General features: G+C 73.8%; 11 protein-coding genes. 2 read left to right on the top strand and 9 right to left on the bottom strand.

From position 1 onward, the window contains the following. Window positions 1-11: 11 nt before the first annotated feature. From ACYU96_RS01395 to ACYU96_RS01365, 7 genes are all read right to left on the bottom strand, one after another. Window positions 12-2,114, bottom strand: a complete 2,103-nt coding sequence (locus ACYU96_RS01395) for a DUF7937 domain-containing protein (RefSeq protein WP_460748345.1) — start codon at window positions 2,112-2,114, stop codon at window positions 12-14. A gap of 169 nt (window positions 2,115-2,283) precedes the next feature. Next, a complete protein-coding gene (locus ACYU96_RS01390) occupies window positions 2,284-4,005 on the bottom strand; it encodes an alpha/beta hydrolase family protein (protein WP_460748343.1) in 1,722 nt (573 codons plus the stop codon). 26 nt (window positions 4,006-4,031) lie between these two features. After that, on the bottom strand, window positions 4,032-4,988 hold the full coding sequence (gene era, locus ACYU96_RS01385) for a GTPase Era (RefSeq protein WP_460748342.1): 957 nt from the start codon (window positions 4,986-4,988) through the stop codon (window positions 4,032-4,034). Further along, window positions 4,985-6,373 (bottom strand): hemolysin family protein, encoded by a 1,389-nt coding sequence (locus ACYU96_RS01380; RefSeq protein ID WP_460748341.1) that lies wholly within the window; start codon window positions 6,371-6,373, stop codon window positions 4,985-4,987. The genes era and ACYU96_RS01380 overlap by 4 nt, the downstream gene beginning before the upstream one ends. A gap of 10 nt (window positions 6,374-6,383) precedes the next feature. After that, the gene (gene ybeY / locus ACYU96_RS01375; RefSeq protein WP_460748339.1) at window positions 6,384-6,836 is read right to left on the bottom strand and encodes an rRNA maturation RNase YbeY; all 453 of its coding nucleotides are present in this window, start codon (window positions 6,834-6,836) and stop codon (window positions 6,384-6,386) included. A gap of 8 nt (window positions 6,837-6,844) precedes the next feature. Further along, window positions 6,845-7,915 (bottom strand): PhoH family protein, encoded by a 1,071-nt coding sequence (locus ACYU96_RS01370; RefSeq protein ID WP_460748338.1) that lies wholly within the window; start codon window positions 7,913-7,915, stop codon window positions 6,845-6,847. A gap of 109 nt (window positions 7,916-8,024) precedes the next feature. Then, a complete protein-coding gene (locus ACYU96_RS01365; RefSeq protein WP_460748336.1) occupies window positions 8,025-8,384 on the bottom strand; it encodes a histidine triad nucleotide-binding protein in 360 nt (119 codons plus the stop codon). Between the two features lie 347 nt (window positions 8,385-8,731). Between ACYU96_RS01365 and ACYU96_RS01360 the strand changes: the two genes are divergently transcribed. Then, window positions 8,732-10,108, top strand: coding sequence for a helix-hairpin-helix domain-containing protein (locus ACYU96_RS01360; protein ID WP_460748334.1), 1,377 nt, complete (start codon window positions 8,732-8,734; stop codon window positions 10,106-10,108). Next, complete coding sequence (locus ACYU96_RS01355; protein WP_460748331.1) at window positions 10,105-11,073, top strand: OmpA family protein; 969 nt, start codon at window positions 10,105-10,107, stop codon at window positions 11,071-11,073. Before ACYU96_RS01360 ends, ACYU96_RS01355 begins: the two co-directional genes overlap by 4 nt. A 102-nt stretch (window positions 11,074-11,175) precedes the next feature. Here the strand turns inward: ACYU96_RS01355 and ACYU96_RS01350 are convergent, their stop codons facing one another. Continuing rightward, the gene (locus tag ACYU96_RS01350) at window positions 11,176-11,961 is read right to left on the bottom strand and encodes a 16S rRNA (uracil(1498)-N(3))-methyltransferase (RefSeq protein WP_460748330.1); all 786 of its coding nucleotides are present in this window, start codon (window positions 11,959-11,961) and stop codon (window positions 11,176-11,178) included. Window positions 11,962-11,977: 16 nt separating this feature from the next. Beyond that, complete coding sequence (dnaJ, locus tag ACYU96_RS01345; protein ID WP_460748328.1) at window positions 11,978-13,099, bottom strand: molecular chaperone DnaJ; 1,122 nt, start codon at window positions 13,097-13,099, stop codon at window positions 11,978-11,980. Between the last annotated feature and the right edge of the window lie 95 nt (window positions 13,100-13,194).

Below are 13,194 nucleotides of genomic sequence, written 5' to 3'. Positions count from 1 at the left end.
CATTCTCCCACTCACCTGCGGGCGCGGAGGGCGGCGTCCACGTCCGGGTCGCCGAGCGCGCCCAGCCAGTCGAGCAGGGCCGGGTAGGTGGACGGGTTCCGCGCGACGTGCGGACGCAGGTGCGGGGCCTCCTGCACGATGACGGCGAGGTCGGCCAGCGAGGTGCGCGGGTCGAGCGCCACGCCGGGCGTCCAGCCGCGGGACTGCCGCTGCGGCTCCCCTCCCTGCACGGGCTGCATGACGGCGGTCTGCTGGGCGGCCTGCTGTGCGGGAGCCTGCTGCGCGGGGTTCTGGTTCGCCAGGCTCTGCATCTCACGCGCGGTGGGCTCCTGCGCCACCTGCGACACGGACGGCTGCTCGCCCGAGGAGTCGCGACGCCCCTGGCCCGCATGGGTCCGCACGGCGCCGGTCGAGGAGACGCGCTTGCGCGGGCGTTCCGATGCCGGTTCCGCGGCGTCGGCGGGGTCCTCCGCGGGCACGGGCGCGGCGGTTCCGGAGCTGCCGGCGCCGGACGCCTCCGCTCCGGACCCGACGGCCTCGGTGCCGCCCGACTCCGGCTGCTGCCCGCCGGAAGGGACCGGCATCATCGCCGCGGTCGCGCCGCGGTCGAACGCCGTCGTCGGGTCGTTGCCGGATGCCGGGGCCGCGGCGGGAACCTCCGGACGAGCCGGTGCCGTCCCGGCCGGCGGGCGGCCCGCGGTCTGCGTGCCACCCGTGGGGAGCTGCTCGCGCCGGCGCGCGGGGTTCTCGGGCAGCGTCGCGGGGCGGGACTCGGCGGCGGGCGCCCAGACCCAGGCCGGGCTGTGGTCGACGGGACCCTCGCCGGCGATGCCCGCGGTGTCGAAGTGCTCCCGCACCGCCTTCGGGACCATCAGCGCGAACGCGGCGATGCCGGGGAGCCCGAGCGCCATGACGAGGTCCACGATCCGCACCGCGGACCCGCCGCCGGACGCCGCGACGACGACCACGAGCCCCAGGACGCCGGTGACGCAGGCCGCGCCCACCGCCGGGACGTGCCCGGAAGAGGTGTCGCGCCGGAGCGAGCGCTGCCCGAACCAGGCGACGCCCGCGATCACGGCGCTGAGGACGAGGCGGAGCAGGGGCGCGACGTCGAACCCGCCGGAAACGAGGGTGGCGACGCCGCCCAGCGCGCTGCACAGCGCCAGCAGGGCGAGCACCTGGAAGGCGCGGACCGCCGCGCGGACCCAGACGTCGACCGCGCCGGGCTCGGACGCCGGGCTCCGGGACTCCCAGACCGGCGAGCGCCGCACCGCGGGCGCGGCGGCCAGGGCCGCGAGCGCGGGGACGAGGGTCAGGCCGAACCGCTGGTCGTGCATGGACTCCACGCCGACCAGGGCACCGCCGGAGGTGAACAGCGCCAGGACGATGAGCACGACGCCGAGGGCGAGCAGCACGAGGCGCGCGGCGCGGTCCCGCCGCCACGTCGCGACGACGAGGAGCACCAGGATCCCGGCCACCATGGCGAGCCCGATGGGCGCACGCAGCATCGGGCCGAGCTCGCGGTCGCTGAAGTACGTCTGCGCGAACGCCACGAGGGCGCCGGCGCCGACGAGCCCGCCCGCGACGAGCAGGACGGTGCGCCAGCGCTCGTGCACGCGGCCGTCCAGGTCGGAGGGGCCGAGCTCGCTGTCGCGGGGCGCGGCGGCGAGCAGGGCTCCCGCCAGGCCGAGGCCCAGGCCCGTCCCGACGCCGGACCCGGTCACCAGGTCGAGCAGGACGACGACGAACGAGACGGCGATGGCCGGGGCGTTCGCCCAGACCCGCCACTTGCGGGTGGACTGCACGGTCCACGTCGCGGGCAGCGCGCCGAACCGCGCGAGGTACGGCAGGGAGAGGGACGCGAGCGACACCGCAGTGGCGAGGACGACCTCGACCCGGTCGGCGCCGCGGTCCGCGGCGCTCCAGGGCAGGGCGAGCGCCAGCAGGAGGACGAGCACGGCGACGACGTCTCGCACGTAGTCGGCCGGGTGGTAGCTCGCGAAGGGCGAGGCGGCGTGGTCCGGGGTGTTTCGGGCAGCGGTGCCGTTCCCGAGATCCTCGGCGGTACCGGCGCTCCGGTGCTCATCACGCGCGGCGGCGTGGGTTTCCGTCATTCCAACTCCTGATGTGACGCCGCAGGGCGGGGCGCGGGGCGCAGGCGGCATGGGGGTCCGCCACTGTTTCTACCGGGTCAAACGCTCTGTGTCGTCGCGAATCGCGGGGAGGATCGTCACATCGTCGGATCTCCGCACCTCCCTCACAACCTACGCCTCCGGCGGGCCGTCAGACGCCCAGCTGGTAGACGCCCCAGTACGCCAGGACCAGGCCGAGGGCGACGATACCGGCGGCGACCGCCCAGAAGGACACCATCACGGTGCGAGCCCCCGCGCGGCCGCCGTCCGGCACCGTGCCCGAGACGACCTTCCACCGCGCTCTCCGGCAGCGCAGCAGCAGGACCGCCGTCGCGACCACCGCGACGACGCCGAGCAGCCGCACGACGATCCAGCCGCCCTGGACCACCGGGGCGTTCTGCTCGTAGTCCTGCGCGATCCGCGCGACGCTCAGGATGTAGGCCACCAGCCCGCCGGCGGTGGCGACGGCCGCCCCCGCCGCCACCGCCAGCGGCACGGCCATCCCGCCGGCCAGCCGCGCACCCGTGCGGTCCGGGGCCTGCCGTGCGGTCGGCAGCGCACCCGGCCGGCCACGCGGCCACGCGCCGGCCACACGGCGCCCGGCCCGCGCCCGCCGCAGCCCGGTCACGCCGAGCGCCGAGCCGCCGGCGAGCAGCAGCACACCGGCTCCGAGCACGATCCCGAGCACGACGTCGCCGTCCGCGTACCAGTGCGGCTGGGGCACGGGAGCCGCGAGGTACAGCTGTTCCGGCGGCGCACCCGCGATCCGGGGCTTCGCCGTCGCCGCGTCCGGCAGCCCCTGCACCCACGTCGTGACGTCGCGCGCGTAGCCCGGGTGCAGGTGCAGGTCGTCGCCGTGGGGCACGATGTCGTCGCCGAGCGGCTCGTCCGACACGTTGATCCCGTGGTTCGCGCCGCCGTAGAAGCGCACGGTGACGGGCGCGTCCCCGCCGCCCACCGCGGTGTCCGCCAGGACCTGCCGCACGCCCTGCTCCATGGGCATCGACGGGTCGGTCGCGCCGTACACCATGAGGATCGGCGCGGACTGCCGGGCCAGCCACGGGTGCACGTCGAAGTCCGCGTACTCGAAGCCGCCGCCGGGCAGCCGCATGCCGACCGCGCGCGGGATCGCGCGGAACACCCCCTCGGGCACGTCCGTGTTCCGCAGGTAGCTGTCCATCGCGAACGCCGCCTGCTGGCGCGGCGGCACGACCGGGGCCGACACCCAGACCTGGAACGCCAGGCCCGTGTCCTGCGTCATCATGACCGGCGCCACCCAGCAGCCCTCCGACTCCGCGTACAGCCCCACGCGCTCCGGGTCGACGCCGGGCACCTCCCGCAGGAACTGCACGGAGTGCTGGTAGTCGCCGGCCATCTCGACGTAGTCGCGGTCCCGGGTCGTGTAGTGGGCGAGGTACTTGTCGGGGACGAGCGTGACGATGCCCGCGCTCGCCAGCGCCGTGGCCGCCTCGGTGAAGGCGTCGCTCGCCTTTCCGGTCCCCGCGCCGTGCACGAAGACGACACCGGGGGCGCCCGCCGCGGCGGTCCCAGCGCTGCCCGACGACGACGCCGCGGCGGAACCGTCCTCCGGCGCGGACGCGGTGCCGGCCTCGGTGACCGGCTCGCGCAGCAGCCCGCCCACCGACGCGCCGTCGTCCAGGCCGATGGTCACGGGCGTCTCGCGCACCTCGAAGCTGCCCGGCCCGGGGAGACCGTGGAAGCCGCCGTCGCCGGCCCCGATCGTCGTGTCCGGCGAGGCCGGCTCGATGTGGTCCGGTACGGGGACCGGCTCCCATCCCGGCCCGGCGAGCGCCCCGGCGGCCGCGAGCCCCAGCAGGATCACGGCGCTGGTCGCGACCGTACGGAAGAGCATCCTCCGAGGCTACTCGCAGGGCTCGGTCAGAAGCCCAGGCGGCGCAGCTGTTTCGGGTCGCGCTGCCAGTCCTTGGCGACCTTGACGTGGAGGTCCAGGTAGACGCGGGTGCCCAGGAGCGCCTCGATGCCGCGGCGGGCCTCCGTGCCGACCGAGCGGAGGCGGGAGCCGCCGCGGCCGATCACGATCGCCTTCTGGGAGTCACGCTCCACGAACAGGTTGACCCGGACGTCCAGCAGCGGCGGCCGGCCCTTCGACTCGTCGCCCGTGCCGTCGCGCTCCACGATCTCCTCGACCACCACGGCCAGCGAGTGCGGCAGCTCGTCACGGACGCCCTCCAGGGCGGCCTCCCGCACCAGCTCGGCGACCATGACCGCCTCGGGCTCGTCGGTCAGCTCGCCGCCCGGGTACAGCTCCGGCCCCTCGGGCAGGTGCGAGACGAGGACGTCGGACAGCTCCTCCACCTGGAACCCGTCCTTCGCCGAGACCGGGACGATGTCCGCCCACTCCCGCTCCACGGCACCGGCCAGCTCCTGCACGGCGATGAGGTGCTCGACCATCACGGAGCGCTCCACGACGTCCGCCTTGGTCACCACGGCCACGACGGGCACGGCCCGGCGCCCGCGCATCAGCTCCGCCAGCTGTTGCGCGATGTACCGGTCGCCGGGGCCGATCTTCTGGTCCGCCGGCAGGCAGAAGGCGATGACGTCCACCTCGGAGAGCGTGTCGCGCACCAGGTCGTTGAGCCGCTCGCCGAGCAGCGTGCGGGGCCGGTGCAGCCCGGGCGTGTCCACGAGGATCAGCTGGGCGTCCGGCCGGTGCACGATCCCCCGGATCGCGTGCCGGGTGGTCTGCGGTCGCGCCGACATGATCGCGACCTTCTCCCCGACCAGGGCGTTCGTCAGCGTGGACTTGCCCACGTTGGGCCGGCCCACCAGGCAGGCGAAACCGGACCGGTGGCCCGCGGAGGTGTCGTCGTTCACGCGTGTTCTTCCTTCTCGTGCTTCAGCGCTTGCCCGGCCGTGCCGGACGAGGTGCCGGACTGGGCGCCCTCGCCCCCATTGTCACCGTTCGCGGGGCTGACCCGGCGCACCACGAGCGTCGCGAGCTGCTTGCGACGGCCCTCGACCCGATCGGCCTTCAGGTGCAGGCCGGACACCTCCGACGCCGAGCCCGCCAGCGGCACCTTGCCGAGCGCCTTGGCGAGCAGGCCGCCCGTGGTGTCGACGTCGTCGTCGTCGAGCCGCAGGTCGAAGAGCTCGCCGAGCTCGTCGACCGGCATGCGGGCCGGCACCCGGAAGCTGCCGTCGGACAGCTCCTCCGGCTCCTGGACGGGGACCGTGTCGTGCTCGTCGGTCAGCTCGCCCACCAGCTCCTCGAGCAGGTCCTCGATGGTGACCAGGCCGGCGATCCCGCCGTACTCGTCCACGACGAGCGCGATGTGGAAGGCCGACGACTGCATCTCGCGCAGCAGCGCGTCGACGGGCTTGGACTCGGGCACGAAGACCGCCTCGCGCGCGAGGTCGGCGGCGGGCTGCAGGCCGGCGCCCTCGCCGTCGTCCACGGGCCAGTGCACGGCGGCGACGACGTCCTTGAGATAGGCGACCCCGACGACGTCGTCCACCGAGTCGCCCACCACCGGGACGCGCGAGAAGCCCGAGCGCAGGAACAGCCGCAGCACCTTGCTCAGCGGCGTGCCGGCGGAGACGGTGATCATGTCGGTGCGCGGGACCATCACCTCGCGCACGATCGTGTCGCCCAGCTCGAGGGCCGAGCGGAGCAGCTCGCGGTCCTCCTCCTCGAGGTCCTCCGCCTCGCCGACGCGGTCGGCGACGTCGCGCCGGTCCTCCTCCGGGACCGGCGGCGGCACCCGCGGCACCGAGAGCCGCGTCAGCCACGCCACGCCGCGCGAGACCACCGTCAGCGTCGGCGCCAGCGCGAGCAGCACCTGCACCGGGCGCCGGAAGCCGAGCGCCCGCGGCGAGACCCGGACGAACAGCACGCCGACCCCCAGACCCGCGGCCAGGGCGACGAGCATGACCAGCAGCTCGGGCACCAGATCGCCCGACGGCGGGTCCGGGGTCGCCTGCTGGACCAGCAGCGTGGCGGCGGCGATCGCCCCAACCTCGGACATGACGCGCACGAGCGCGAACGACGCCACGGTCGCCGTCGGCTCCACGACGAGGGCCAGCGCGGAACGCGCGCGGTCCGCGCGACGCAGGTCCGGCTCGGGACCGTACTCCGCCTCGGCGAGGCACTCCGCCAGCCCGGAGCGTGTGACGCGCAGCAGTGCCGCCTCACCTGCCGAGAGCAGGCTCGCCAGGACGAAGCCCACCACCGAGGCGAGCGCGAGCAGGCTTGCGGTCACTCCACGTCCTTCAGCGGTTCGCGAGGAAGGTCAGGAGGAGCCGGCGCTGCAGCGCGAACATCTCCTTCTCCTCCTCGGGCTCGGCGTGGTCGTAGCCGAGGAGGTGCAGGATGCCGTGCACGGTCAGCAGGAGGAGCTCCTCGACCGTCGAGTGGCCCGCCGTGCGTGCCTGCTTGGTGGCGACCTCCGGGCACAGCACGACGTCGCCGAGCGTCCCCTGCTCGGTCTCCTCGCCCTCGTGCCCCGGCCGGAGCTCGTCCATGGGGAACGACAGCACGTCGGTGGGGCCGGGCTCGTCCATCCACTGCACGTGCAGGTCCGCCATCGTCCCGGAGTCCACGAACAGGACCGACAGCTCGGACTGCGGGTGCACGTGCATGGCGTCCAGCACGTAGCGGCCCAGGGCGGCGAACTCCGCCTCGTCGACCTCGTACCCGGACTCGTTGTTGACCTCGATGCTCACCCGTGCTCCTAGCGCCGGCGCCGCGGCTGCCGGTGGTCCTGTGGCTGACGCCCGGGACGCTGTCCGTCGGTGACGATGTCCCAGCGCGCGTAGGCGTCGATGATGTCGCTCACGAGCCGGTGGCGCACGACGTCGGCCGATCCGAGGCGGCAGAACTCGACGTCGTCCACGCCGGCGAGGATGTCCTCGACCACCCGCAGGCCCGACGTCTGGTTGCCGGGCAGGTCGACCTGCGTGGCATCACCGGTGATGACCATGCGCGAGCCGAAGCCGAGCCGGGTGAGGAACATCTTCATCTGCTCCGTCGAGGTGTTCTGCGCCTCGTCGAGAATGATGAAGGCGTCGTTCAGGCTCCGGCCGCGCATGAAGGCCAGCGGGGCCACCTCGATGGTGCCGTTCTCCACGAGCTTCGGGACCTGGTCCGGGTCGATCATGTCGTGCAGGGCGTCGTACAGCGGACGCAGGTACGGGTCGATCTTCTCGGTGAGCGAGCCGGGCAGGTAGCCGAGCCGCTCCCCCGCCTCCACTGCGGGGCGCGTGAGGATGATCCGGTTGACCTGCTTGGCCTGGAGGGCCTGGACGGCCTTCGCCATCGCGAGGTACGTCTTGCCCGTGCCGGCGGGGCCGAGGCCGAACGTGATCGTGTTGACGTCGATCGCCTCGACGTAGTGCTTCTGGCCGGGAGTCTTGGGCCGGATGGTGCGACCGCGGCTGGACAGGATGTCGAAGGTCAGCACGTCGGCCGGGCGCTGGGCGGAGGCCGCCGTGAGCATCCGGATGGAGCGGGTGACCACCTCGGGGGTGAGCTGCGTGCCGGCCTCGACCACCTGGACCAGCTCGTCGAGGAGCCGCGAGACGAGCTCGACGTCGCCCGGCGGGCCGGACACGGCGATCTCGTTGCCGCGGGCGTGGACGTCGACCTGACCGAACCCCTGCTCGATCGCGCGGAGCACGGCGTCCTGGCTGCCGAGCAGTGCGACCATCGGGACGTGGGCCGGGACGACGACGCGGTGTTCGGTGCCGCGCTGCGGCTTGCGGTCCGTCTGCTGGGCGGGTGCGTGCGATGCGGAAGTTGTCATGGGCCGGCTGATGCCGATGCGCTCCTCGTTTCCAGGTCTGGGTGACACCTTCATCCTATCGACCCGGGCCCGGTCTGTGTCGCCCGAATTCCCGCGCGTCGGGGCCGGTTCAGAAGCCCGTGAGCTGGGTGCCCGCCAGGACGTGCGCGTGGGCGTGGAAGATCGTCTGGCCGGCCTTCGGGCCGACGTTGCAGACGAGACGGTACTGACCGTCCGCCAGGTCGGTGGCGACCTGGTCGGCCAGCCCGACGAGGTCGGCCAGGACCTCGGGGCTCGCGCCCGCCAGCGCGCTCACGTCGGCATGGTGCGTGCGCGGCACCACCAGCACGTGGACGGGGGCCTTCGGAGCGATGTCCTTGAAGGCCACCGCGGAGTCCGACTCCGCGACCATCTCGGTCGGGATCTCGCCGGCCACGATCTTGCAGAACAGGCAGTCCGCGCTCGCCGCGCTCGTCTCGGTGCTCGCCATGGCCGCAGGCTACCGGGGACGCGGTGGCGGTGCCTCACCGGGCGGCCTCACCGGGTCCGCCGGCGGCGCGCCGAGGGGTGCCGCCGGCGGGGTGCCGGAGCCCTGCCCGGGGCCCGCCGGGGCGGCGTCGTCGGGACGTCTACGCGTGATACGCGCCCGACATGACCGGGCGCTAACATCCGGGGCATATTCGAAATTGTTACCTCGTCCGAAGTGCCAGACATCGTCAACTGTGGTTGAGTCTGCCGCGTTCGACGGGTGGACCCCCAGACCCCCGCAGATCGGACAAGTTCTCGCCGATGCCGTCGCCCTGACCGGCGGCTGTCCGTACACCCAGGAGGTTCAGCGTGGGTTGGTTCATCACCCAGTCGCTCCTTTTCATCATCGTCACCGCCGTCATCTTCTTCGCGATCGGCCTGTGGGTCGGCTGGATCCTGTGGTCCCGCAGGACCCCCGGCAAGCACACCGCCGAGGCGACCGAGAAGAAGGCCGCCGCGGCAACGGGGGCCGCCGCCACCGACGATGCCTCCGACGCTCCGGGAGCACCCGAGGCCGACGCCGGCACCGACACCGACACCGAGGCGACCGCCACCGACGCCCCCTCCGTGGACGCCGGTGCGCCGGCCACCACCCACGCCGCCCCCTCCGACGGCACGGACACCGAGACCGCCGCCGAGGACGCTGCGCCCGGCACGGACTCCGAGGCCACCAGCGAGCCGTCCGACATCGAGGACGAGAACCTCGCGGTCTTCGCGGGTGCCGAGGCCGAGGTCGTCGCCGAGGCCGAGGCCGCCACCCGCGTCGCCGTCGTCGACAGCCCGGAGGACGGCTCCGGGGACGACGACACCGGCACGGACGCCGACGGTACTGACGCTCCGCCGCACGACGACCTCACGCGCATCGAGGGCATCGGCCCGAAGATCGCGGACGCCCTCAAGGCCGGGGGCTACGGCTCCTACGCCACGATCGCCGAGGCGTCCGAGGCGGACCTCCGCAAGGCGCTCACCGACGCCGGCATCACGTTCGCCCCGGCCGCCTCGTCCTTCTCCGCCCAGTGCCAGTACCTGGTCGACGGCGACGACGAGGGCCTGGAGGAGTACCAGGACTACCTCATCGCCGGGCGGGACCGGAAGAGCAGCGGGTTCGTGGAGGACGTCGACTACACCGACGTCGACGAGCTCGACGGCGCCGACGCCAAGCAGGCCGCGCTCGCCGCCGACGCGGAGAAGGTCGCCGAGACCACCGGCGAGGAGGACGCTGCCGACGCCGCCGCGCTGACCGCGGACGCCGAGGCCGCGACCGGCGACACGGCCGAGGACGTCGCCGTCGCACCGGAGACCCCGGCCGACGAGGACCTCAAGGTGGTCGAAGGCATCGGCCCGAAGATCGAGGCGGCGCTCAAGAACGACGGCATCACCTCGTACGCCCAGATCGCGGCCTCCTCCGAGGCCGAGCTGCGCGCATCGATCCGCAAGGGCGGCATCAAGTTCGCCCCGTCGATCAAGAGCTGGGCCCAGCAGGCCCAGTACCTCGTCGACGGCGACGACGACGGCCTGCAGGAGTACCAGGACTACCTCATCGGCGGCCAGGACCGCGGCACGACGAAGTTCGTCGAGCACGTCGACTACACCGACGTCGACGAGCTCGACGGCGAGTCGGCCAAGGAGGCCGCGCTCGCGGCCGACGCCCGGAAGGTGTCCGAGGCCGAGGGCGAGAAGGCATGAGTGCGGCGAAGCCGTTCCTGGCACCGATCGTCGTGGCCGCGGTGGCGCTCGCGGGACTGACCAGCTGCCAGGACACCGCGTTCCGCGAGCAGATCGAGGGCAAGCTCGCCGAGAGCTCGCGGGAGGCGCTCGACGGGGCCGACCTCGGCGCGGCCGACGTCAGCTTCACCGGCCGGGACGCGACGGTCGAGGCGAGCACCACCACGGTGGCGGCAGCGGCCGGGACCGTGGTCGAGGACGTCGACGGCGTCCGGGCGGTCACCGCCGTCGGGCCGGACGGCACGGTGGACCTCGACGCCGTCGCCGCCGGAGAGACGGACGACGACGGCACCGACGACACCACCGGCGAGGAGGGCGCGGACGACGACGGCACTGCCGACGACGACGCCGCGGGAGACGACGCCTCCAGAGACGACACCGGGTCCGGGACCGAGGACGCGGACGCCGACGAGGCGGACGACTCCGCCGGGGACGAGGACTCGGACGACGCGTCGCAGGAATCCGGCGCGGACGGCGACTCCGGCGACGCGAAGGACGGCTCGGACGGTGACTCGGGCAAGGACGACTCCGGCAAGGACGACTCCGTCGGCGAGCCCACCGAGAAGGAGCGGGACGACGCCCAGGACGACCTGGTCGAGATCCCGAACATCACCTTCGTCACGGAAAGCGCGACGCTGACCAAGGAGGGCCGGAAGGTCGTGCGGCAGGCGGCCGAGGTGCTGGACGAGCACCCGGACGTGCAGGTCCGGATCGAGGGCCACACGGACTCCCGGGGTGCGGCGGACGAGAACCTGAGGCTGAGCAAGCACCGGGCGATCACGGTGCGCGACCGGCTGGTCGACCTCGGGGTCGACAAGGACCGGCTCTCCTTCAAGGGCTACGGCGAGTCCGACCCGCTGGTCGCCCCCAGGACGTTCGCTGACCTGGAGAAGAACCGCCGCGTGGAGTTCGTGGTCCTGGACTGACCGCGCATTCCAGCCGCCGGGCCGGGGCCGGTCGCGGCGGCGGGGTGCGCTGAGACAGGACGCTCAGCGCACCCCGCCGCCGTGACGGGCCCCGCCGCGGCGTCAGGCCCAGCGGCCCAGGCGCTCGTTCAGCATCGCCACCGCCACCGGCCCCGCCGTCGAGGTGCGCATCACGTGCGGGCCCAGGCGGGCCGGCACGGCCCCGGCCTCGACCAGGGCGTCCACCTCGGCACCGGAGATCCCGCCCTCGGGGCCGACGACGACGAGCAGCTCCGCCGACACCCCGGGCGGCCCGTCGCCCTCCCCGGGGATCCGCACCTCGCGCAGCGGTGTCGTGGCCTCCTCGTGGAGCACGACCACCGCGCCCCCGGCGCCGGTCACGTCCCGCACGCGCGCGGCGAGCTGCTTCGTGGTGACCGGCTCGCAGACCTCCGGGACCCGTGCCCGCCGTGCCTGCTTCGTCGCCGCCCGCACGATGGCCACCCACTTGGCCTGCGACTTCGCCGCGCGGCTCCCGCGCCACACCACGATCGACCGCTCCGCCTGCCACGGCACGACGACGTCGACGCCGGTCTCCGTGGCCGCCTCGATCGCCTGCTCGTCCCGGTCCCCCTTGGCGAGCGCCTGGACGAGCGTGACGACGGGCGCGGGCGACCCCTCGGCCACGATGCCGGCGACCCGCAGGTGCACGACGTCGCCGCCGCCGACCGACTCGACGACGCCCTCCAGCCGCAGGCCTGCCCCGTCGACGACGTCGATGCGCTCACCCGGCCCGCGACGCTGCACGACGCCGGCGTGACGCCCCTCCGCGCCGTCGAGCACGAACAGCGACCCGACCTCGTACTCGCCGAGCGTCACACCCTCGGCGAGGAAGACCGGGGCGCTCATCGTGCACTCACCGGGCTCAGCGCCCGGACAGCTTGTCGCGGAGGCGGGAGAAGACGCCCGGGTGCGCGGCGGCGAGCCGCGGGTCGGGGCGCTCCTCGCCGCGCAGCGCCGAGAGCTGCCGCAGCAGGTCGGTCTGCTGGTCGGTGAGGCCGGTCGGAACCTGGACCTCGATGTGCACGTTGAGGTCGCCGCGCCCGCTGGTGTGCAGGTGCCCCACGCCGAGGCTCTTGAGCGTGACGATCTGGCCCGGCTGGGTGCCCGGGCGGATGTGGATCTCCTGCGCGCCGTCGAGCGTGTCCAGCGACAGCGTCGTACCGAGGGCAGCCGCCGTCATCGGGACGGGGAGGGTGCAGTGCAGGTCGTCGCCGCGGCGCACGAACGTCTCGTGCGGCTTCTCGCGGATCTCGACGTACAGGTCGCCCGCCGGGCCGCCGCCCGGACCGGTCTCGCCCTGCGCCGACAGCTTGATCCGCGTCCCCGTGTCCACGCCCGCCGGGACGTTCACCGTCACGGTGCGCCGGGAGCGCACGCGGCCCTCGCCGGAGCAGTCCGGGCAGGGCTCCGGGATGACCGTGCCGAAGCCGCCGCACGCGGAGCACGGCGCGGTCGTCATGACCTGGCCCAGGAACGAGCGGGCGACGCGCTGCACGGAGCCGCGCCCGTGGCAGGCGTCGCACGTACGGGACGAGGTCCCGGGGCGCGCGCCGTCGCCGGAGCAGGTGGTGCACACCACGGCCGTGTCGACCTGGAGCTCGCGCTTCACCCCGAACGTGGCCTCGGCCAGGTCGATGTCGAGCCGCACCAGCGAGTCGTTGCCGCGGCGGGCGCGCGGCACCGGGCCGCTCGGCTGCCCGCCGCCGAAGAACGTCTCGAAGATGTCCTGGAAACCGAAGCCCTGGCCGAAGCCGCCGCCGGCGCCCCCGCCGGGGGAGCTCGGGTCCACGCCCATGTCGTACTGCTGGCGCTTCTCCGGGTTGGAGAGCACCTCGTAGGCGCGCGCGACGTCCTTGAACTCCTCCTCACCCTCTGCCCCGGCGACATCGGGGTGCAGGGTTCGGGCGAGCTTGCGGTACGCCTTCTTGATCTGCTCGGGCGAGGCGTCCCGCGGGACGCCGAGGATCTCGTAGTAGTCGGTCACAGGTCTCTCTTCGCTCGCTCTGGGTCTGAAGGCAACGCAAGTGCGCGACGGCCGTGATGCACCCGGCTTCTCGGGTGCATCTGGTCGTCGGGCGG

Source organism: Myceligenerans cantabricum, from assembly GCF_054777735.1.
The sequence above is the reverse complement of the archived record's forward strand: the minus strand, read 5'-3'. Positions and strand labels throughout refer to the sequence as shown.